This is a genomic window from Ralstonia insidiosa (genome assembly GCF_008801405.1).
GTDB classification, from domain to species: Bacteria; Pseudomonadota; Gammaproteobacteria; order Burkholderiales; family Burkholderiaceae; genus Ralstonia; species Ralstonia insidiosa.
The window spans coordinates 645,840-666,845 of the sequence record NZ_VZPV01000001.1; the positions used below are offsets into that span (position 1 = coordinate 645,840).

A 21,006-nucleotide genomic window follows, 5' to 3' on the forward strand; every position below is an offset into this window, starting at 1 on the left:
CAAAGGAAAAACCAGAAAAACAAAACCCCGGCGAACAACATTCACCGGGGTTTTTCACAACATCAAGCGTTCAAATTGCGCTAACGCCGTACTTATCCCGATACGCCGCAGCCTTCTCGCGATACCCCGCCAGCGCCGGATCACCAGCGCCATCCAGATACCCCAGCAAGTCGTCCAGGTTCGCAATCGACACAACCGGCATGCCGTATTGGGCTTGCACATCCTGCACCGCAGAGCGCTCGCCGATATCCACAGCATTGCCGCTGCGCTCCATCCGATCCATCAGGATCAGCACTGCCGCCGGCGTGGCGCCCGCCGCGCGAATCAGCTCCACCGACTCGCGCACCGAGGTGCCGGCCGAGATCACGTCATCAACGATCACCACGCGCCCTTGCAGCTTCGCGCCGACCAGGCTGCCGCCTTCACCGTGGTCCTTGGCTTCCTTGCGGTTGTACGCAAAACCCACATCGCGGCCCATGCCCGCCAGCGCCACGGCAGTGGCCGATGCCAGCGTGATGCCCTTGTAAGCCGGCCCGAACAGCATGTCGAACTCGACGCCCGAGTCCAGCAGGGTTTTCGCATAGAATTGCGCGACTTGGCCTAACAGTCCGCCGTTTGCGAACTTGCCGGCGTTGAAGAAATAGGGCGACGTCCGCCCCGCCTTGGTCACGAATTCCCCGAACGACAGCACGCCTGCTTCCACCGCAAAGCGGATGAAGGATTGGCGCAACTCGCTGTTTTGGCTCATCTTTTTTCTCTGGTCTGCAAAAAAGTCCCGCCATGTTACGCATCATTTCCGCCAACCTCAACGGCGTTCGCTCCGCCTCCAGCAAAGGCTTTTTCGACTGGATGGGCAAGCAGGACGCCGATTTCGTCTGCGTGCAGGAACTGAAATGCGCGCAAGACGACATGACGCCCGAATTCCTGGCCCCGCACGGTTACCACGGCGTGTTCCAGCACGCGGTGAAGAAGGGCTACAGCGGCGCGGGTATCTACACGCGCCACAAGCCGGACGAGGTCATCATCGGCTTCGATAACGGCGAGTTCGATGCCGAAGGCCGCTACGTTGAAGCGCGCTACGGCAAGCTGTCGATCATCTCGGTCTACGTGCCGTCGGGCTCCAGTGGCGAAGAGCGCCAGCAGGCAAAGTTCCGCTTCATGGATCTGTTCATGGATCACCTGAAGGACTTGCGCCACGAAAAGGGCCGCGAGGTCGTGCTGTGCGGCGACGTCAACATCGTCCACAAGGAAATCGACATCAAGAACTGGAAGGGCAACCAGAAGAACTCCGGCTGCCTGCCCGAAGAGCGCGCCTGGCTGACCAAGCTGTTCGACGAGGTCGGCTACGTGGATGTGTTTCGCACGCTGGACCAGCGCCCCGAGCAGTACACGTGGTGGAGCAACCGTGGCCAGGCCTACGCAAAGAACGTCGGGTGGCGGATCGATTACCAGATCGCCACGCCGGGCATTGCCGCCACGGCGCGCCGCACGTCGGTGTTCAAGGACATCAAGTTCAGTGATCACGCGCCGCTCACCGTCGATTACGACGCGCCCGTGCACTGGTAAGTGGCATAAGCATCACGTTGTTGCGCTGCCGCAGAAATTTCTTCGGCAGCCGCTACAATGCAAAACTCACGTGCCGGCGAGTGCCGGCGTTTTTTTCTGCTCCAGTTTTTTTAGCGAGATCGCCATGGCATTCAAGGTTTTCGTCGACGGTCAGGAAGGCACCACCGGCCTTCGCTTGCTCGACTATCTGTCGCAACGTGACGATATCGAGCTGCTGCGCATCGCCGAAGACAAGCGCAAGGATTCGGCCGAGCGCGCCAAATTCCTGAATGCCGCCGATGTCGCATTCCTGTGCCTGCCAGACGTCGCCTCGCGCGAGGCCGTGTCGCTGGTCAACAACCCGAACACCTGCATCATCGACGCCAGCACCGCGTTCCGCACGGACGACAACTGGGTCTATGGCCTGCCCGAGCTGAACAAGGGCCAGCGTGAGCGCCTGCGCAACACCAAGCGCATCGCCGTGCCGGGCTGCCACGCCAGCGCATTCGTGCTGCTGATGCGCCCGCTGGTGGAGGCGGGCATCGTGCCGGCCGACTACCCAGTCACCGCGTTCTCGCTCACCGGCTACAGCGGTGGCGGCAAGCAGATGATTGCCGACTACCTCGCCGCCAATAACCCGAAGCTCGACAGCCCGCGCCCGTACGCGCTGGCGCTGGCGCACAAGCACCTGCCGGAGATGCGCGTGCAGAGCAAGCTGAGCCTGCCGCCGATCTTCACGCCGGTGGTCGGCAACTTCTTCAAGGGCCTGGCCGTGACGATCGGCCTGCACCCGCAGCACCTGGCACGCAAGGTGAGCCCCGCGGATGTCGCCAAGGTGTTGGCCGACTACTACCAGGGTGAGCAGTTCATCCGCGTGGCGCCGGCCGACAATGTCGCGACGCTCGACAACGGCTTCTTCGACGTGCAGGGCGCCAACGACACCAACCGCGCCGATCTGTTCGTGTTCGGCTCGGATGAGCGCATGGTCGTCACCGCCCGCCTGGACAATCTGGGCAAGGGCGCAGCCGGCGCCGCGGTGCAATGCATGAACGTGCATCTGGGCGTGGATGAGGCGACCAGCCTGCACGTGGAAGCGCCGATTCCCGCTGCGGGCGCCGAGCATGCCGTGCGCGAAGCCGCTCCGGGTTTCGCAAGCTGATCACCGGTTGAACCGATGTGAAAAACGCGCCTTCGGGCGCGTTTTTCTTTGGTGCGTTGGCTTGCGCGTTAGTGGTTCTGCCCCGTCGCCGGGATGTTGAACAGCATGCTGCCGCCATTGCCACCCGCCATCACACTCGGCGTCACGCCGTTCCACTTCTCGATGGCGGCACGCTCCAACTTCAGGCGTTCCCACGCCAGCAGGCGGTCATCCAGCGATGAAGCCAGCGCGTGGTTGGCGGCGGCTTCGCCTTCGGCAATCGCCACTTTCTTCTTGGCCTCGGCCTGGGCAGAACGCACTTCGTTTTCGGTGCGGATGGCGTCTTGGATGGCCTTGGTCTTGGCGCTCACGGCATCCAGCAACGCGCGCGGCGGGCGCAGCGAACCGACGATGCCGAACTGCTTGATCGACACGCCCAGCGGCGTGAGTCGCGCGTCGAGCTCGTTGGTCAGTCGTGCGACAAACTCCTCCTTCTTCGCGCCGTTCACATCATCAAAGTTGTATTCCGAGCCGATGGCGACGATCACGTTACGTGCCGTATCGCGCAGATAGCCGTGCGTAAAGCTTTCGATATGGTCGGCGCGGAAGTTGGTGTAGAACGCCGGTACCTTGTCGCGGTCGAGCTGGTACGAGACAGCCACGTCCACGTTCACGGGCACGGCGTCCTTGGTGTTGAAGGTCAGCTCTTCGTTCATCGGCCGGCCTTCGTTCAGGTCCTGTGTCCAGACGACGCGTTGCACGAAGGTCGGGTACTGGATGATGACCGTCTGCACCGGGTTGTAGAACACGAAGCCGGTGACGACGTTCTCGCGCGAGATGCCGCGATCGACCAGCCGGTTGATCTTGATGCCCGTATAGCCGGGCGGAATGATCTGCCAGTTCAGCAGGAAGGTCCGCGCGATCACCAGCGCCGCAATGGCGCCAAAGACGAACGCGAGCAGTTTGACCGGCAGTTTGCTTGCCGTGACTTGAGGCATGAGGGTTCCCCTTGCTTGTTGGTTTGCTTCTGAGGTGTTGGCTGGCGGGGCGGACGTACTGCTAGTGCAGACGTCTGCTGCTGGCGCAGGAATCGTCAGCGATTCCCGTCAGGGATGGCCGCGCCCGGTGGGCGGGTGGTGGCAAGCGAGCTTGCCAATGGTGATGCGGTGGTGAGCGTCAATACGACCGAGGTGGCGCATTGCAAAACTCGGATGTTGCGATGCACAAAGTATAGGTCGGCGCCGGAATTTTGCTGCCTATTTTGTGGCTCAAGCACGAGCGCTAGAGCCGTGCTTCAAATGCGCGAATGGTGCAGTGGGGTCAGGCTTGGCCCGGATGGATGCGTTCCGGATTCCAGCCGAGCGCGTTGTACACGTGATAGCGCGCGATGCCGATCCACTCGTGCAGCGCGTAGTCCATCAGCGCAAAGTTGTACGCCATCGGCAACGGCGATGCGGTGGCCTGCAGATCATCGGCGCGCACGGGAATCGGCGTCATGCCGAAGTGCGCGAAATACAGCAGGCTGCGCCGCAGGTGGATGGCGGAAGACACCAGCAGCGTGCGATCTGGCGCGTAGTCGGCCAGCGCCGCGCGCGAGAACTGCGCGTTCTGCCACGTGTTCATGCTCTTGGGCTCCATGAGCACGTCGTCGCTGTTGACGCCGAGTGCGACGATCTCGTGGCGATAGACCGTCGCTTCGGGTTCGCCGTGGTGGCGTGCATCACCGCCGCTCACGAGGATCTTGCATTCGCCGTTCGTTCCGGCGCTCGCCTTCCGGCAGGCCTGGTACAACTGCACGGCCTCCACGATGCGCGGATACGAGAAGAGGCCAGGCTCCACCGTCTTGCCGATGCGGAAGGTGCCCGCACCCAGCAGCACGATGGCGTTGCGCGCGCCCCAACTGATCTGCGGCTCGTTCTCGAACGGCTTTTCCAGGGAATCGAGCAGCCAGGCCGGCACCGGCCCACAGCCGATGGCCACCACCAACACCACGCAGAGCGCCGTCAGCGTGCGCGCAGCCCGGCGCCGTGCACGCGCCGCGCACACCATCGCCACGATTACCAGCACACACAGCACGGCCAGGCTCACAGGTTTCTCCCATCCAGCACATCAGGGCACGCCACGCGCGTGCACGAGGTGCCATCGTAAAGAGGAATGGCCGGCCGTGCGACCCATCTTCTTACGGGGTTGTTGCCGGTGCGGCAGAAGGCTGCGGATTGGCTGACGGTGCGGGCACGTCTTGCGCCGCCTGCGGCTTGGTGTCGGGGCTGGTGTTGTCCTGCTGTTGTTGCTGACGCATCCGGCCCTTGCCACCGCGTCCGCCGCCCTGGCGGTTGACCGGTGCAGCCTTGGTTTGCTGCAGGTCTTTGTTGATGGACTCCACTGAGCGTGGCGGTGGTGTCATGTGGGCGAAGTTGCTCTGGATGTTGTGCAGCGCTTCGGTGTCTTCAGCCGGTGCAGATGTTGTCTGGGCAACGGCCGGCGGCGGCAGCGCCGCAACGAGCGCGGCAGCGCAGGCCAGGGGGAGGAGGGTGGTGCGGAGCATGGGCTGCATGAGCGGTCGGCAATCAGGCGGGAGCGATGCCCGGATTGTGGCGCCGGATGCGGGTGGGGAGTTTGAGGTTTGTGTTGCGGGAAATTACGGTGCCGCCCCTCAGTCGGCTCCGCCAATCTTCCCCAGCAACTCCCGCAACATCGCCCGCTCGGCCTGGCTCAGCGCCGAGAGCATCCGCTCCTCCGTCTCTACATGCGAGGCGACCAGCCCGTCGACCAAGGCGAAACCGTCGTCGGTGAGCACGATCTGCAGCCCGCGCCGGTCTTCCGGATCGGTCTTGCGGGCGATCAGGCCGCGCTTTTCCAACCGGTCGAGCCGGTTGGTCATGGCGGAGGTGGACAGCATCATGTCCTTGGCCAGCGCGGAGGGCGACAGCGCCTGTTCGCGGCCATTGCGGCGCAGCGTGAGCAGTACGTCAAAGCCGGCCATGTCCAAGTCGGCGCTGGCGATATTGGCAATCACGCCCTGGCGCAGCCGCTCGCCAGCGCGCCAGACCTCGCCGCAGACGGCCATGGGGCTCGCGTCGACGTCCGGGCGCTCGCGCCGCCATTGCGCGAGGATGCCGTCCATCGGTCCCCCTTGTGTGGGTGTGGGATCACCTTGACCCATCGAAAACCTCGTCCTAGTATTTCGACATCAAACTATTTGATATCAAGATTCTTGGAAGCGTATCGGGTTTGCCGGTACGAAGCAATCAGGCATCCCGCCGCACTTTTACATGAGAGCCATCATGACTGAACGACTTGCCGATCACCCGATCGATCCGCTGTTTCTGGCACGCTGGTCGCCGCGCGCCTACGACGGCCAACCCATGCCCGAGGCCGATCTGCTGCGCATTCTGGAGGCGGCGCGCTGGGCACCGTCGGCCTACAACTACCAGCCGTGGCGCTTTCTCTACGCCCGTCGCGACGATGCGCACTGGACCGAATTCGTCAGCCTGCTCGTACCCATGAATCGTGATTGGGCGCAACACGCCTCGGCGCTGATCTTTGTGCTGTCCGACACGCGCATTCACCGCGACGACCCGGCCAACGCTGTGCCGTCGCAGACGCACAGCTTCGATGCCGGTGCCGCATGGGCGCAACTGGGGCTGCAGGCGGTCAGCCTCGGCTACCACGCGCGCGGCATGGCGGGCGTGGACTACGAGCGGGCGCGCGCTGTGCTGCACGTGCCGGAACGCTTTCGCATCGAGATTGCCGTGGCCGTTGGCCGCCGCGGCTATGTGGTGTCGTTGCCGGCGCCGTTGCAATCGGTGGAAGGCCCCACGCCGCGCAAGCCGATCAGTGAACTGGCATTCAGCGGGCGTTTTCCGGGCTGATTTTTTTGATCCATTTAATTCGATATCAAATTACGATACGTGGAGATTCATCATGCCATTCAACCGCCTGACCGCAATGCTGGCCACCGCCGTGGCGCCCATGTTGTGGGGCACCACCTACCTCGTCTTCACGCAGACACTGCCGGTTGACCATCCGCTGCTGGTGGGCGCGCTGCGTGCGCTGCCGGCTGGCGTGTTGCTGATGCTGCTCGGCCCAGGCTTGCCGCCGCGCGACAAGCTGCTGCCGCTGCTGCTTCTCGGGCTGGCCAACATCGGGGTGTTCTTCGCGCTGCTGTTCGTTGCGGCGCAGCGCCTGCCGGGGGGGGTGGCGGCGACGATCATGTCTGCGCAGCCGCTGGTGGTCGCGTTGCTGGCGTGGCCGCTGCTCGCGCGCAAACCGCGTCCGGTGCAACTGGTGGTGGCGCTGGCAGGGTCGCTGGGGGTGGGGCTGCTGATTCTTGGGCCGGCGGCCAAGCTGGATGCGATTGGCGTGGCGGCGGCGCTGGCTGCTGCGCTGTCGATGGCAATGGGCACGGTGCTCATCGAACGCTGGGGCCGCATCGGCACGCCGTTGGCGGTGGCTGCGTGGCAACTTGCGTTGGGCGGACTGGTACTGCTGCCGGTCGCGTTGTTCGTGGAGGGGCTGCCGCCTGTGCTTACAGCGCGCAATGCTGTTGGCTTCGCGTACTTGATCGTGATCGGCACAGCGCTGGGCTACTGGCTGTGGATTCGCGGTATCGGTGTGCTGGGCGCGGACGTGACGTTTCTATCGTTGCTGAGCCCGCTGACAGCCACGGTGCTGGGTGCGCTGGTGCTGGGTGAGTGGTTCAGCCCGGTGCAGAGCGCGGGAGCGGTGCTGATCCTGGGCGCGACAGTGGCGGGGATGGCGTTGTCGCGGCGCGCGAAGGCCGTCGTGCAAACAACAAGCCCCGCGAGGCCGGTGAAGCCTGCGGGGCCGAGAGTGCGGTGATGCGGTGATGCTGTGCTTATTTGACCGACTTCAGGTCTTGCGAGAACGTCTTCACGTAGTTCGCCGGAGCGGTGTCCTTGTAGGTGTAGTTCTGGTCGCACTTGACGGTGCGTTGGCCAGCGACGTCCCACCAGCAGCGCATATCGATGCCGTACGTACCACTTGGCAGATTGCCATCTGTGGACTTCGTAATCGATTGCACGTGGTGGATGCGCAGCGCGTTGAACGTGCCGGAAGCGATCGTCACCGGCTCATAGGCTTCCACGGTCGAGGTGGCGTTGACGGTTTCCTGATAGCCGGTGTCGCAGCTGTACGTCCATGCCGACGTCCATGATTTGTTGACCGACAGGGGGAAGCTCACCAGCGTGCGCTTGGGGGTGTACGTGCAGATGCTGCCGTCCGTGCGCTTGCGCTTGATGCGGTTGCCGTCAGCATCTTGCGTGTAGGTTTCGTCGGCCACGCCGTCGACGGTTGAGGGCATCGTGGCATAGCCCGTCGTGCTGTCGACGTTAGTCGTCGTGTTCACGCGCTCGTGGACTTCTGGCGCGCCACCGCTCAGGCGTGCGGTCGTTTCCGTCCAGGTTGTGACACGGCCAGCGGTTTGCGGCGCGCCGGAGGTGTACTCATGCGGCGTCACCGTTACCGTCACCTTGACCGACTTGCTCGCATCCTTGGCCGACGTCGCAGTCACCGTGAACGTGCCACCCGGCGGGCTCATCAGCCCAGCCGTCCAGCTTTGCGTGCTGGCGCCCTTGACCGAGAAATCGGTATAGCTTGTCTTGTTGCCGGCATTCCAGTTGACGTCCTTGTCGGTATCAAAGCGCAGATCCTGGCCCGACTTGACCGTCAGCGTGGCGGTCTGGTTGCCGCCGACGTTGATCGACTGAACCTTGGCGCCGCCAACGGTGGCGCTCACGGTGAAGCTATTCGGATCGGCAAAACCACCGTTGCTGCCGCCATCGCCGCCGCCGCCGCAAGCGGCCAACGTGCAAGCCAGGACAATGCCCGTCAGTCCCTTACCCCATGTCTGCATTTTTCTTATCCCTGATTTTTGTAGAAATTTGTGTGCAGTAAAGCTGCGGTGCGCAGCGTACAAGGAGGGGAAATTTGTTTTCTTAGGATTTCCTTATGGAAATGAGGATCCCCACTCGTTGGTGGGTATTCAGCGGTTTTCTGCGCTCGGGTTTCGTTGATGCCGTGGTGCCAAACAAAAACCCCGCAAAACCAGTTGGCTGGCGGGGTTGTGGGGTTGAGTTGGATTGGGCGGGCGAATCGGCGTCGTTATGCGCGTAGTGGCCGTGACGAAATCGGATGTCGCCATTGGCAGATGCGCGTTGATTAACGAATGATTATCTAAGGCCGCACCATCGGCCGCATCGGCGCCTCATCCCCATTATCAACAGGCGCCGCCCCCAGATACTGCATGTTCGACCGATAGGCCGACAGCTTGGCCATCGGCATTTGCATGGCGTCGGCAAACAGCGGCAGCGTTTCCGGCAGATGGCGCGAGAGCACCACCATGCGCGTGCGCCCCGACGGATGCGTCGAGAGGAACTGCTTCTGCTCCGCCCCGCCGATCGAGCCCATCTTCTGCCACAGCGTGAGCGCGGCGCGCGGGTCGTAGCCGGCGCGCGAGGCGATGTCCATGCCGACCAGGTCGGCCTCGGTTTCCTCATTGCGGGAGAAGGCCAGCAGGTGCATCTTGGCCCCTTCGCCCAGGTCCGTATCGCCGCGGTTGCCGAAGCCGAAGAGCTGCGAGATGACGTTGGCGCCCAGGTTGGTGACCTCGCGCTGGCCGGCGCGGGCGCGGGCATGTTCTCGCAGCGCGTGGGCGATCTCGTGGCCGAGCGCCATGGCGAGTTCGTCATCCGTCAGCTTGAACTGCTCCACCAGCCCCGAGAACACGGCGATCTTGCCGCCGGGCATGCAGAACGCATTCACCTGAGACGCGCCAATCAGGTTGATCTCCCACTGCCAGTGCGCGGCGTCGGGGTTCCAACGAGAGGCTTGCGGGGTGATTCGCGCGACGATGGCGCGGATGCGGATCAGGTCCGGTACGTTGTCCGGGGCAAGCGCCCCTTCGCGTGCGGCGTTGTCGATGACGCCCTTGTACTCGGCCTGCGCACGTTTCTCGATTTCTTCGGCCGGAATGACGAGGCGGATGTTGGGCGACGTGGTGGTCGGCGCTTCCAGCTTCACGCCGTCGGCGGGCACGGGCAGCGGGCCGTCCATGGCGGTGGCCCATGTGGCCAGGGTGAAGCCGGCGATCGTCAGCAGGGTGCGTGAGACACGTGGCATGGAAGCGGTGAGCGGAATCGACTGAGACATAATATCGGTCAACGCACCCGGCCACGCTACGTGGCAACCCGCACCGCATCTCCGCCCGCCGCATGACCTTCCACGATTACCTCGACGTTTTCCGCAACCGCCGCATCGGCGCGATGCTGCTGCTGGGCTTTGCTTCCGGCCTGCCGCTGGCGCTCACCTCGGGCACGCTGCAGGCGTGGATGACGGTGGAGGAGCTGGACATTCGCACCATCGGGCTGTTCTCGCTCGTGGGGCAGGCGTACATCTTCAAGTTCCTGTGGGCGCCGCTGATGGACCGCTTCACGCCGCCGCTCATGGGCCGGCGGCGCGGCTGGCTGGTGCTCACGCAGATCGGGCTGGTGGCGTCGATTGCTGCCATGGCTTTCACACCGCCGCACGCCGCGCTGTGGGCGCTGGCTGGGCTCGCGGTGCTGGTGGCGTTCCTGTCGGCGTCGCAGGACATCGTCTTCGACGCGTACAGCACCGATGTGCTGCATGCCAGCGAGCGCGGTGTCGGCGCGGCCGTGAAGGTGCTCGGTTACCGGCTGGCGATGCTCGTGTCAGGCGGCCTGGCGCTGTATCTGGCCGATCGCGTACTGGGCTGGAGCAACATGTATCTGCTGATGGCCGGGCTGATGGCGCTGGGCATCTTCACCACGCTGTGGTCGCCCGAGCCCGAGGTGGTGGCGCGCCCGCCGCGCAGCCTGCAGGAAGCGGTGGTCGGGCCGCTGAAGGATTTCTTCTCGCGCCGTGGCGCCTGGGCGCTGCTGGCGCTGATCGTGCTCTACAAGCTGGGTGATGCGTTTGCACTCAGCTTGTCGACCCCGTTCCTCATCCGCGCGGTCGGCTTCTCTGCCGGGGAAGTTGGCCTGGTCAACAAGACGTTGGGGCTGGCGGCTACCGTCGTCGGCGCGCTATACGGCGGTACGTTGATGGTGCGGCTGGGGCTGGTGAGGTCGCTGCTGCTGTTCGGCGTGCTGCAAGGGGTGTCCAACCTTGCCTACTGGGCGCTGTCGGTCAGCCCCAAGCACCTGTGGAGCATGGCGCTGGCCGTCGGCATCGAAAACCTCTGCGGTGGCATGGGCACGGCGGCGTTCGTAGCGCTGCTGATGGCGCTGTGTAATCGGTCGTTCTCGGCGACGCAGTATGCGTTGCTGTCGGCGCTGGCCTCCATCGGCCGTGTGTACGTCGGGCCAACCGCAGGCTACCTCGTGGCAGCCTACGGCTGGCCGACCTTCTATCTGATGTCGGTGGCGCTGGCTTTTCCAGGCGTGGCGCTGCTGTGGTGGATGCGCGGCACGATTGGCCGCTACGAGGCTGAACAGAACGAGCGCGCGTTGGAAGCCAAAGCGGCCAAGGCAGCGTCCGCCTGATTGGCTAACCTAAACGGTTCGAGCGGTCGGCATCACGAAAGCCAGCAAGCGGCAGCGCCGCATCGATGCCCTTGCCCAGCGCGATGGCCTTGAACAGCTCGCCCATCTCCGATTCCGATAGCAGCTTCTGCACGGCGTTGGCCGCCGGCAGGAACTGCATCGGATCGTGCGGATCCAGCGTCATCAGCAGCTCGCCCACACCCGCGCTCAACAGAAAGCGTGCCTGGCTCGTATAGCCGAGCAGCTCCAGCCCCGCCTCTTGGCCTGCCTGGGCAATCCCCGAAAAATCGACGTGTGCGGTGATGTCCTGCAGGCCAGGCAGCCAGAATGGGTCGTCGTGTGCGTGCTGGCGGTAGTGGCACATGAGCGTGCCGTTGGCGCGGTGTGCGTGGTAGTACTCGGCGGCGGGGAAGCCGTAGTCGATCAGCAGCAGCAGGCCGCGTTCGAGTGCCGCGCCCGTGCTGCGGATGAAGCCTTCGGCAGCTTCGTGCGATTCGGTGATGAAGTCGTCCGTGCCAGGCAGGGCGGCGAGCTTAGCCGGTACTTCGGACGGATCGATAAGACGGTCTTCCCATTGCAGGCCGTGCTCGGCGTCGAGCACCACACCGCGCTGATGCCACACGCCACTACGCCGCGCCCATAGCGACACGGGCATCGCATCGAGCACTTCGTTGCCGACCATCACGCCGGTGAATGTGGCGGGCAACGTGTCGTGCCAGTGGGCGAGGGCAGCCAGCTCGGAGCCGAGCGCCGTCAGCCGTTCCTGCTGGCGTTGGCGCAGTTCGCCGGACAGTTCGACAATGCCGTAGCTGTCGGGGCGCACACCCAGCGCATCGAGTTCGGTGAGGATGTCGGCGGCCAGCTTGCCGGTGCCGGCACCAAATTCCAGCACGTGGCGCTGGCCTTCGGGCAGCGCTTGCAGCACCTGCGCGATCTGATGCGCCACGGTGCGACCGAAGAACGGCGTCAGTTCGGGGGCGGTGATGAAGTCGCCGCCGTCTTCCACGCGGCGGCCGAACTTGGCCGCGCCGCCGCTGTAGTAGCCCAGGCCCGGCGCGTAGAGCGCCAGTTCCATGTAGCGGTCGAACGGTAGCCAGCCGCCGGCCGTCGCAATGGCGTCGGCGATCAGGGCGAAGAGGTGCGCGGATTGCGCCTGCGCCGCCTCGTTGGGAAGCGGTAGACTCACGGTTTTGCTCATTGCCGGATTGTAAACAATGGCGCAGACGCCGACTCAATCGAACGCACAACCGCCCGTACAGACACGGGTGGCCCTCGTCACCGGCGCAGGCCGCCGCGTGGGCCGCGTGATCGCCCTGGCCTTGGCCCGCCACGGCTGGGATGTGGCCGTGCATTGCCATCGCTCGCGCGCCGAGGCCGACGCCGTAGCCGCCGAGATCATCGCCATGGGCCGTCGCGCTGCCGTGCTGCAGGCCGACTTGTCGGACGAGGCCGCTGCCAGCCGCCTGGTTGGCGACTGCATCGCTGCATTGGGTACGCCCACGTGCCTGGTCAATAACGCCTCGCTGTTCCAGTACGACGTGGCGACCAGCTTCAGCTATGCGTCGCTCGATACGCACATGCGTACCAACGTGGCGGCGCCGCTGCTGCTGTCGCGCGAGCTGCACCGTGCACTCACGGCCGGTGATGCTGAGCATCGCGGTGTTGTCATCAACCTGCTGGATCAGAAGCTCGACAATCTGAACCCGGATTTCCTGTCGTACACGCTGTCGAAGGCGGCGCTGTCGACGGCCACCATGCAGCTCGCGCAGGCACTTGCCCCCGCGCTGCGCGTGGTGGGCGTGGCTCCGGGCATCACGATGGTGTCGGGCGACCAGTCGAGTGGCGGGTTTGCACGCGCGCACCAGATGACGCCGCTGGGCCAGTCGTCCACGCCGGAAGACATTGCCGAGGCGGTGTGCTATCTCGCCACCGCACGCGCCGTGACCGGCACCACGCTGTTCGTCGACGGAGGCCAGCACCTGATGCCGCTAGCCCGCGACGTGATGTTCCTCACTGAATAATTTTTCCCCCGGACGCTCCCATGCTTTCCCTGCTATCCCACCCGCGCCTGTCAAACTGCCGCCGCATGTTTTTGCGCAACTACGAGGTGCAGATCAACATCGGCGTGCACGACTTCGAGAAGAAGGGCGAGCAGCGCGTCCTGATCAATATCGAGCTGTACGTGCCGCTGGAATACTCCTCGCCCACGCAGGACAAGCTGCATGAAGTGGTGGACTACGATTTCATGCGCGATACGGTTGCCCGCCGCATGGCACAAGGCCACGTTCACTTGCAGGAAACGCTGTGCGATGACGTGCTGACGGCCATGCTCAAGCACCCACACGTGCGCGCCGCGCGGGTGTCGACGGAGAAGCCGGATGTCTATCCGGATTGCGAGTCGGTGGGTGTGGAAGTCTTTCGCATCAAGGAATAAGCCGACTACGCTGCACTCGCATATTCACGGCGCTGGGCGTGCAACGCGCCCGCGACGCTGCCCAGCAGGTCGAGCGCCAGGTGCGCCGTGATCCCGCCCCCTTGGTTGTCGTGCTGATCGTGGCGCGGGTTGTATTCCACCAGTTCGAACGCAGCAAAGCGCGCATCGCGTGCGCAGGCGGCCAGCGCTTGCGTCATGCCCTGCGCGGTGAGCCCGTCCGTTTCCGGCGAGCCCACACCCGGTGCAACTTCGGGGTCGAAGGCATCCAGATCCAGCGTGACGCCAAAGGCCGCTGTGCCCGATGTGACCAGTCGGATCGCATCCGCCATCACTGCGCGCAGGCCATTCCGTGCCACCTCAGCGGCATCAATCACACGTACCCCCAGTAGATCGAGTAGCGCCCGTTCGGCCGGCTCGTAGCTGCGTGCGCCAATCACCACCACGTGCTGCGGTAGCAGCTTGGGCGCGGCATCGCGCACCTGCGTGAGCGCCGGCGCACCGTGGCCGAGCAGCGTCGCCAGCGGCATGCCGTGGATGGCGCCCGAGTCGCTCGTCTGCGGGGTATGGCTGTCGAGGTGGGCGTCGATCCAGATCAGGCCGAGCGGACCCTTCGGCCGCAAGGCGTTTGCGATGCCCGACCACGTACCGATCGCGCACGAGTGATCGCCGCCGATGACGACCGGCACGTGCCCTTCGTGCACGCTGTGCGCCGTCGCATCGGCCAGTGCGCGCGAGAACCCCGCCACGCCAGGCAGCGCTGCCAGCCGCGCAGACCGGTTGTGCCCGGCCGACGTTGCCAGCTCGATGTCGTGGACCAGGCCACCGCGCGTATCCGGCGTCTGCAACCGCGCCAGCGCGCCGGCCTGCAGCAGCGCACGCGGGCCGTCCTTGCAGCCGTCGTCTTGCGCGCCGCAGCCGATGGCCGCGCCGATCAGGTCAATGATGGTCATGTGTTGCTCCCCGTGATGCAGTCGTCGTTGTTCATGCCGCTTTGCGGCGCGGCCAGTCGGCCAGCGTGCGACGGATCACATCGCGCGCCAGCTCCAGCTCGGCCTGACCGATTACCAGCGGTGGTGTGAGGCGAATCACATTGCCGTAGGTGTCCTTGGACAGCACGCCGTGCTCGGCCAGTGCCGCGACAAAGTCGTGGGCTTCGATGTCGGCATCGAGTTGCAGGCCGATCATCAAACCGCGGCCGCGCACTTGGCGCACGCCGTGGCCGACGAGCGTTTTCAACTCGGCGATGAAGGCGTCACCCAGGCGCGCCGCACGCTGCGGCAGTTGTTCTTCGATCAGCAAGGCGAGTGCCGCGCGGCCGATGTGCGCTGCCAGCGGGTTGCCGCCGAAGGTCGAACCGTGGTCGCCCGGCTGGAACACCCCGATGACCGACTCGCGCCCCGCAATGGCCGACACCGGCACCATGCCGCCGCCCAGTGCCTTGCCCAGTATCACCAGGTCGGCATCTACACCTTCGTGCCAGCTCGCCAGCACATCGCCGGTGCGGCCCAGGCCGGTTTGTACCTCATCGCAGACCAGCAACACGTTGTGCTGCGTTGCCAGCTCGCGAGCGAGCTTCAGGTAGCCCGGTGGTGGCACCACGATGCCGCCTTCACCCTGCACAGGTTCCATCAGGATGGCGCCCGTGTTGGGTCCGATGGCCGCGCGCAGTGCATCGGCATCGCCAAATGGAATGCGCCGGAAGCCCGCCGCAAACGGCCCGAACCCGTAGCGGTATTGATCGTGGGACGAGAAGCCGACGATGGTGGTCGTGCGGCCGTGGAAGTTGTTCTCGAAGACGATGATTTCGGCCACATCAGGCGACAGGCCTTTCACATCGCGCGCCCATTTGCGGGCGGCCTTGATGGCGGTTTCCACGGCTTCGGCGCCGGTGTTCATCGGCAGTGCGCGATCCATGCGCGTGATGCGGCAGACGTCGGCCAGGAAAGGGCCCAGCTCGGTGTTGTGGAAGGCGCGCGAAGTGAGCGTCAGCCGGCCGGCTTGCTCCACAAGCGCCGCAACCAGCTTGGGATGCGAATGCCCGAAGCTGACGGCCGAGTAGGCGGACATCATGTCCAGATAGCGGCGACCAGCGGTATCGAACAGCCACACGCCTTCACCGCGTTCCAGCATGACAGGCAGGGGCGCATAGTTGCGCGCGCCGTAGGCGGCTTCCAGGGCATAGCTCGGATGTTGCAGTGCGGTCGTCATGATGGCCTCCGGGCACGTTGGTCGTTCACTTGCGGCGAATTCTGCGATCTGACAAACTCAAAATCAAATCGAATGTTTTTGGTTTTTCGATCCAAAAATTTGATGGATTGATGCGTTACTTATTCCGCTCATGTCGCACTCTCCGCTGAGGTACCTGCATAGCTTCCTGACCGTCGCCAACGAGGGCAGCTTCGTGCGCGCGGCAGACCGCCTGGCCGTGTCGCAGCCGGCACTGTCGTACCAGATGCGGCAACTGGAGCAATGGCTGGGCGTGCCCCTGTTCGAGCGCTCGGGGCGCAAGCTCGTGCTCACGCGGGCCGGTGCTTCCGTGCGTGCTTGGTGCCGCGATGCGTTTGCCGGGCTGGATGAATTGCGCGCCGCACTGCACAGCGGCGAGATGGAGCGCGTGTCGCTCAAGCTGGCCAGCGGCTCCAGCTTCGGGCGCTATGTGCTGATGCCGGCACTGCTGACGCCGTCGCCGGAATCCGACGCGCCGTTGCTCGACGACGTGCGTCTGGAGCTGGCGTTCGGTAGCGACGACGAAGTCTTCGGCCATGTCGAGTCCGGCCGCGCAGACCTTGGTTTTGTTTACACGCCCCGCACGTCTCGCTTGTTCGAGCACCACGCTGTCTACACCGAGGAATTCGTGCTCGCGTGCAGTGCGCGCGCGCTGCGTGAGCAGGGCGCCCCGCGCACGCTGGCTGACTGCGCTGCGCTGCCCTTTGTCACCTATGACGAGTCCGATGCGGTGTACGGCCTGTGGTTCAAGGCGCTCTTCCGCCGCTTGCCCGAGACCACCGTCAGCGCGCACCACGTGTCGGACCTGGAGGAGGTGAGTACGCTGGTGGAGGCGGGCGTGGGCTGGTCCGTGCTGCCGCTGCATGCCATTCAGGAAGCAGTGGAGCGCGGACGCTTGCAAGTCGTGCGGCCGATCACAACGCGGCGCTGCCTGAACACCGTGTTTGCTGTGCGCCGCACGTCGAGCTTCCCGAGCGAAGCGCAGGATCGTCTGCTGGTGCGCCTTGCCCAGCTCAATGCCGCAACCGCTAATGGCTGAGGCGTGAGCCGCGTCGAAGCGGATGCGGCTGCCGCCCGAGTCGCGCGCACCTGCCCGAATGCGCAGTCGATCTCTCTGAGTTGCTCGGCGCCGTGTCTTTGCCTTGAAATTAATTAATTCGACAATTAATATGCGGCGCATGGCAACCCGCAAACCTTCCCCACGCGGCCCGGGCCGCCCCCGCCGACGCGATGGCGCGACGCCGGACGACCTGCGCGACCGCTTGCTCGACATGGCCGTGACGCTGTTCGCACGGGATGGTGTCGGCCCGACTACGCTCGCCGCCATTGCCCGCGAGGCTGGCGTGACGGCGCCGATGGTGCACTACCACTTCAAGACGCGCGATCAACTGCTCGACGCGGTGGTGGAGGCGCGCATCCGTCCGTTGATCGATCAGGTGACGGGGCCGGCGCTGGAGCGCATTGCCGACGACAGTCACTTGCCTGACTTGGCGCAGACGATTGCGGGCGTGGCACAGCGCATGGTGGCGATGGCGGCGAGCACGCCGTGGTTTCCGCCGCTGTGGATTCGCGAGGTCGCCAGTGATGGCGGCCAGTTGCGCGAGCGCGTCTTCGAGCGCATTGCGCTGGAGCGCGCCAAGCTGATCGTGGGGCGCATCACCCGAGCGCAGGCTGCCGGGGCAGTGAACCCCGCGTTGCAGCCGCCGCTGTTGATGCTCTCGGTGATCGGCCTGGCGATGTTGCCGCTGGCCACACGGCCACTGTGGGGGCGCTTGCCCCAGGCAGACCAGGTGGACGACGAGGCCATCGGCCGGCATGTGGCAGCGCTGCTGCTGCACGGCATCGGCCCGGGCGCCGCGGCAGCGGATGCTGGTGGCAAGGCGGCCAAGACAGCCAATACGGCCAAGAGGAAGACGCGCGAGTAGGGCGTTGCAGCGGGTCAATTGCATCAATCCATTCCGGCGGAGCACGGTATGCGGCAAGTGTTGTGGAGCGGTAGAACGGCGTGTCTGGCCGCAGTGGCGGCGGCAGTTGCAGCGTTGAGTGGCTGCGCGAAGCAGGACGCCAACACCTATCAAGGCTATGTAGAGGGCGAGTTCGTCTATGTCGCCTCGCCCGTAGGCGGGCGGCTGGACCACTTGGGAGTGCAGCGCGGGCAGACCGTCAGTACTGGGGCGCCGTTGTTCGTGCTCGAGTCTGTCGATGAAACCGCAGCGCGCCAGCAGGCGGCGGCGCAGTTGCAATCGGCCGAAGCACAACTGGCCGATCTGAACCTCGGCAAGCGTGTGCCCGAAGTGGATGCCGTGCGTGCGCAGTTGGCGCAGGCGGTGGCGGCCGACAAGCTCTCGGCCATCCAGCTCACGCGCGACGAAGCGCAGTTCCGCGCGGGCGGCATCCCCCAGGCGCAGCTCGACGGCAGCCGCTCCACCGCACAGACCAATGCCCAGCGCGTGCGCGAGCTGACCAACCAATTGCGCATCGCCCAACTGCCGGCGCGCAATGACCAGATTCGCGCGCAAGCGGCACAGGTTGAGGCGGCACGTGCCGCCGTCGCGCAAGCGCAATGGCGGCTCGACCAGAAGGCGCAGAAGGCGACGCAAGGCGGCCTCGTGTTCGACACCCTGTACCGGGAAGGGGAATGGGTGGGCGCCGGCAGCCCGGTGGTGCGCATGCTGCCGCCGGCCAACGTGAAGGTGCGCTTCTTCGTGCCCCAGGGCGTGGTTGGTTCGCTCAAGCCGGGGCGGGCGGCGCGCATTCACTGCGATGGCTGCGCGGCGGATGTGAACGCCACTGTCACCTACGTTGCCAACGAGGCCGAGTACACGCCGCCCGTGATCTACAGCAACACCACGCGCGACAAGCTTGTCTTCATGGTGGAGGCCCGTCCGACGGCGGCCGATGGCCCCAAGCTGCGCCCGGGGCAACCCGTTGAGGTGACGTTGCAATGACCACCTCGGGCAATCACAACGGCAGCGGTGCGAGTGGGCGTGATTACGCCATCGACGTGCGCGGGCTGAACAAGCACTTCGGTGACAAGCACGTCGTGAAAGACCTCTCCATGCAGGTTGCGCGTGGTGAGATCTTTGGCTTTCTCGGGCCCAACGGCAGCGGTAAGACCACATCGATCCGCATGATGTGCGGGCTACTCACGCCCGACAGTGGCAGCGGCACCTGTTTGGGCTACGACATCCTCAAGGAGTCCGCGCAGATCAAACGCCGCGTCGGCTACATGACGCAGCGCTTCTCGTACTGGGACGATCTCTCCATTCGCGAGAACCTCGACTTCGTGGCGCGCCTGTATGAAATGCCCAATCGGCGCGAAGCGGTGGACCACGCGCTGGAGACGCTGGGGCTGGCCTCGCGCGCCAAGCAACTGGCGGGCGCGTTGTCGGGCGGGTGGAAGCAGCGGCTGGCGCTGGCGGCCTGCATGCTGCATCAGCCCGAACTGCTGCTGCTCGACGAACCCACCGCCGGTGTCGACCCGAAAGCCCGCCGCGATTTCTGGGAAGAACTGCATCGCCTCGCTGCACAAGGCATCTCGGTGCTGGTCAGCACGCACTACATGGATGAGGCTGAGCGTTGCCACAAGCTCGCTTACATCGCCTACGGCGAACTGTTGGCGCAAGGCACCGCCAGCGAGGTGATTGCCAGCCAGCGGTTGTCGACGTGGTCGGTGATGGGCGGCAATCTGGTGGACCTGGGGCGCAAGCTCGAAGGCCAGCCCGGTGTGGACCAGACCGTTGCGTTTGGCTCCGTGCTGCACGTGACGGGCGCCGATGCGCAGGCACTGGAGGCCACGCTGCGCGGCCTGGCCAGTGAATCGGGCGTGCGCGTGGCGCCGATCGACACCGGCCTGGAAGACGTCTTCATCCACATGATGCGCGGCTCGTCCGACAACTACGGAGCGCAGCCATGAGCATCACCCTCAACGGCAATCGCTTTTCGGTCCAGCGCTGGTGGAGCGTGGTGCTCAAGGAGTTCCTGCAACTGCGGCGGGATCGCGTGACGTTCGCCATGATGATCGGCATTCCGATCATGCAGTTGTTCCTGTTCGGCTTTGCCATCAACGCGGATCCGAAGCACCTGCTGACTGGCGTCATTGCGGCGGACCAGAGCGAGTTCACGCGCAGCTTCCTGGCTGGCATGCGCAACTCCGACTACTTCGACCTGGCCAAAACCCTGCCCGACGAAACAGCGGGGCGCGAGGCGCTGGCCAAGGGGCAGTTGCAGTTTGTCGTCACCATCCCGCCGGATTTCACGCGCAAGCTGGTGCGCGGTGAGAGGCCCTCGCTGCTGGTGGAGGCCGATGCGACAGACCCAGCCGCGACAGGCTTGGCGGTGGCGTCACTCTCACAACTGGTGCAAGGCGTGGTCGACAAGGACATGAAGGGCGCGCTGGCACCGCTGGCTGGTGGCACGAGCGGTGCAGCGCCGCCATTCGATGTGCGCGTCCACAAGCTCTACAACCCGGAAGGCATCACGCAGTACAACATCATCCCTGGCCTCATGGGCACCATCCTCACGATGACCATGGTGATGATGACGGGCCTAGCCATGACACGCGAACGCGAGCGCGGCACCATGGAAAACCTGCTTGCCACGCCCGTGCATCCGCTGGAGGTGATGACGGGCAAGATCGTGCCGTACATCTTCATCGGGCTGGTGCAGGTGACCATCATTCTGCTGATGGCGTACTTCGTGTTTCAGGTGCCGTTTGTCGGCAGCGTGTGGATGGTCTACGTGTCGGCGCTGCTGTTTATCGTGGCGAGCCTGACGGTGGGGATCACGCTGTCGTCGCTCGCGCAGAACCAGTTGCAGGCGACGCAGCTCACGTTCTTCTACTTCCTGCCGAACATCCTGCTCTCGGGGTTCATGTTTCCGTTTGTGGGCATGCCGAAGTGGGCGCAGGTGATTGGCAACCTGCTGCCGATGACGTACTTCAACCGGCTTACGCGTGGGATTTTGCTCAAGGGTAATGGGTGGTTTGAGCTGTGGCCCAGCATCTGGCCGTTGATGGTGTTTACGGTGGTGGTGCTGAGTATTGCGTTGCGGTTTTATCGCAAGACGCTGGATTGAGGTGGCGGCCATGCATATGTTTCTGATGTTCCGCAGTGATGGCCATGGTGGTCCATCCCCGGTAT

Annotated in this window: 22 protein-coding genes; 12 read left to right on the forward strand and 10 right to left on the reverse strand. The window is 64.7% G+C overall.

The annotated features are described in order from the left end of the window. Positions 1-70: 70 nt before the first annotated feature. On the reverse strand, positions 71-748 hold the full coding sequence (gene pyrE, locus F7R11_RS03105; RefSeq protein WP_021196831.1) for an orotate phosphoribosyltransferase: 678 nt from the start codon (positions 746-748) through the stop codon (positions 71-73). Positions 749-780: 32 nt separating this feature from the next. Between pyrE and F7R11_RS03110 the strand changes: the two genes are divergently transcribed. Together F7R11_RS03110 and argC are read left to right on the forward strand one after the other, a co-directional pair. After that, on the forward strand, positions 781-1,566 hold the full coding sequence (locus F7R11_RS03110; RefSeq protein ID WP_064801110.1) for an exodeoxyribonuclease III: 786 nt from the start codon (positions 781-783) through the stop codon (positions 1,564-1,566). A 124-nt stretch (positions 1,567-1,690) separates the two neighbouring features. Beyond that, on the forward strand, positions 1,691-2,704 hold the full coding sequence (argC, locus tag F7R11_RS03115; RefSeq protein ID WP_064801111.1) for an N-acetyl-gamma-glutamyl-phosphate reductase: 1,014 nt from the start codon (positions 1,691-1,693) through the stop codon (positions 2,702-2,704). Between the two features lie 68 nt (positions 2,705-2,772). Here the strand turns inward: argC and F7R11_RS03120 are convergent, their stop codons facing one another. The 4 genes from F7R11_RS03120 to F7R11_RS03135 form a co-directional block, all read right to left on the reverse strand. Beyond that, positions 2,773-3,681 carry a prohibitin family protein gene (locus tag F7R11_RS03120; protein ID WP_021196828.1) on the reverse strand — a complete coding sequence of 303 codons (909 nt, stop codon included), beginning with the start codon at positions 3,679-3,681 and terminating at the stop codon, positions 2,773-2,775. A gap of 322 nt (positions 3,682-4,003) precedes the next feature. Continuing rightward, entirely contained in the window at positions 4,004-4,771 is a 768-nt protein-coding gene (locus tag F7R11_RS03125) for a YdcF family protein (RefSeq protein ID WP_064801112.1), read from the reverse strand. A 91-nt stretch (positions 4,772-4,862) separates the two neighbouring features. Next, complete coding sequence (locus F7R11_RS03130) at positions 4,863-5,237, reverse strand: signal peptidase (RefSeq protein ID WP_390624357.1); 375 nt, start codon at positions 5,235-5,237, stop codon at positions 4,863-4,865. A gap of 99 nt (positions 5,238-5,336) precedes the next feature. Then, positions 5,337-5,846, reverse strand: a complete 510-nt coding sequence (locus tag F7R11_RS03135; RefSeq protein ID WP_064801113.1) for a MarR family winged helix-turn-helix transcriptional regulator — start codon at positions 5,844-5,846, stop codon at positions 5,337-5,339. A gap of 121 nt (positions 5,847-5,967) precedes the next feature. Here F7R11_RS03135 and F7R11_RS03140 point away from each other — a divergent pair, with 121 nt between their 5' ends. Both F7R11_RS03140 and F7R11_RS03145 read left to right on the forward strand, forming a co-directional pair. After that, positions 5,968-6,555 (forward strand): nitroreductase family protein, encoded by a 588-nt coding sequence (locus F7R11_RS03140; protein ID WP_064801115.1) that lies wholly within the window; start codon positions 5,968-5,970, stop codon positions 6,553-6,555. A gap of 52 nt (positions 6,556-6,607) precedes the next feature. Beyond that, positions 6,608-7,525, forward strand: coding sequence for an EamA family transporter (locus tag F7R11_RS03145; protein ID WP_064801117.1), 918 nt, complete (start codon positions 6,608-6,610; stop codon positions 7,523-7,525). 16 nt (positions 7,526-7,541) lie between these two features. On the opposite strand, the gene F7R11_RS03150 is transcribed toward F7R11_RS03145, so the two are convergent. Both F7R11_RS03150 and F7R11_RS03155 read right to left on the reverse strand, forming a co-directional pair. Continuing rightward, the gene (locus F7R11_RS03150) at positions 7,542-8,558 is read right to left on the reverse strand and encodes a hypothetical protein (RefSeq protein ID WP_104577693.1); all 1,017 of its coding nucleotides are present in this window, start codon (positions 8,556-8,558) and stop codon (positions 7,542-7,544) included. Positions 8,559-8,878: 320 nt separating this feature from the next. Beyond that, the gene (locus F7R11_RS03155) at positions 8,879-9,823 is read right to left on the reverse strand and encodes a M48 family metallopeptidase (protein WP_031329963.1); all 945 of its coding nucleotides are present in this window, start codon (positions 9,821-9,823) and stop codon (positions 8,879-8,881) included. A 92-nt stretch (positions 9,824-9,915) separates the two neighbouring features. On the opposite strand from F7R11_RS03155, the gene F7R11_RS03160 reads away from it, so the two are divergent. Then, positions 9,916-11,205, forward strand: a complete 1,290-nt coding sequence (locus tag F7R11_RS03160) for a muropeptide transporter (RefSeq protein ID WP_064801119.1) — start codon at positions 9,916-9,918, stop codon at positions 11,203-11,205. A gap of 4 nt (positions 11,206-11,209) precedes the next feature. Here F7R11_RS03160 and F7R11_RS03165 read toward each other — a convergent pair whose 3' ends face one another. Then, positions 11,210-12,403, reverse strand: coding sequence for a class I SAM-dependent methyltransferase (locus F7R11_RS03165; RefSeq protein ID WP_064801121.1), 1,194 nt, complete (start codon positions 12,401-12,403; stop codon positions 11,210-11,212). A 16-nt stretch (positions 12,404-12,419) separates the two neighbouring features. On the opposite strand from F7R11_RS03165, the gene F7R11_RS03170 reads away from it, so the two are divergent. Then, entirely contained in the window at positions 12,420-13,226 is an 807-nt protein-coding gene (locus F7R11_RS03170; protein ID WP_021196814.1) for an SDR family oxidoreductase, read from the forward strand. 20 nt (positions 13,227-13,246) lie between these two features. Then, the gene (locus F7R11_RS03175) at positions 13,247-13,639 is read left to right on the forward strand and encodes a dihydroneopterin aldolase (protein WP_064801123.1); all 393 of its coding nucleotides are present in this window, start codon (positions 13,247-13,249) and stop codon (positions 13,637-13,639) included. A 5-nt stretch (positions 13,640-13,644) separates the two neighbouring features. Here the strand turns inward: F7R11_RS03175 and F7R11_RS03180 are convergent, their stop codons facing one another. Next, a complete protein-coding gene (locus F7R11_RS03180) occupies positions 13,645-14,589 on the reverse strand; it encodes an arginase (protein WP_064801127.1) in 945 nt (314 codons plus the stop codon). 31 nt (positions 14,590-14,620) lie between these two features. Continuing rightward, positions 14,621-15,847 (reverse strand): ornithine--oxo-acid transaminase, encoded by a 1,227-nt coding sequence (rocD, locus tag F7R11_RS03185; protein ID WP_064801131.1) that lies wholly within the window; start codon positions 15,845-15,847, stop codon positions 14,621-14,623. A 130-nt stretch (positions 15,848-15,977) separates the two neighbouring features. Between rocD and F7R11_RS03190 the strand changes: the two genes are divergently transcribed. The 5 genes from F7R11_RS03190 (at position 15,978) to F7R11_RS03210 (ending at position 20,941) form a co-directional block, all read left to right on the forward strand. Next, the gene (locus F7R11_RS03190) at positions 15,978-16,904 is read left to right on the forward strand and encodes a LysR family transcriptional regulator (RefSeq protein WP_064801134.1); all 927 of its coding nucleotides are present in this window, start codon (positions 15,978-15,980) and stop codon (positions 16,902-16,904) included. A gap of 139 nt (positions 16,905-17,043) precedes the next feature. Beyond that, positions 17,044-17,790: a TetR/AcrR family transcriptional regulator gene (locus tag F7R11_RS03195; protein ID WP_064801136.1), complete on the forward strand. Its 747-nt coding sequence runs from the start codon at positions 17,044-17,046 to the stop codon at positions 17,788-17,790. A gap of 48 nt (positions 17,791-17,838) precedes the next feature. Continuing rightward, a complete protein-coding gene (locus F7R11_RS03200) occupies positions 17,839-18,813 on the forward strand; it encodes an HlyD family secretion protein (protein WP_064801138.1) in 975 nt (324 codons plus the stop codon). Further along, positions 18,810-19,781: an ABC transporter ATP-binding protein gene (locus F7R11_RS03205; protein WP_064801140.1), complete on the forward strand. Its 972-nt coding sequence runs from the start codon at positions 18,810-18,812 to the stop codon at positions 19,779-19,781. Before F7R11_RS03200 ends, F7R11_RS03205 begins: the two co-directional genes overlap by 4 nt. A gap of 2 nt (positions 19,782-19,783) precedes the next feature. Next, positions 19,784-20,941 carry an ABC transporter permease gene (locus F7R11_RS03210; protein WP_104577706.1) on the forward strand — a complete coding sequence of 386 codons (1,158 nt, stop codon included), beginning with the start codon at positions 19,784-19,786 and terminating at the stop codon, positions 20,939-20,941. The last annotated feature ends 65 nt before the right edge of the window (positions 20,942-21,006 follow it).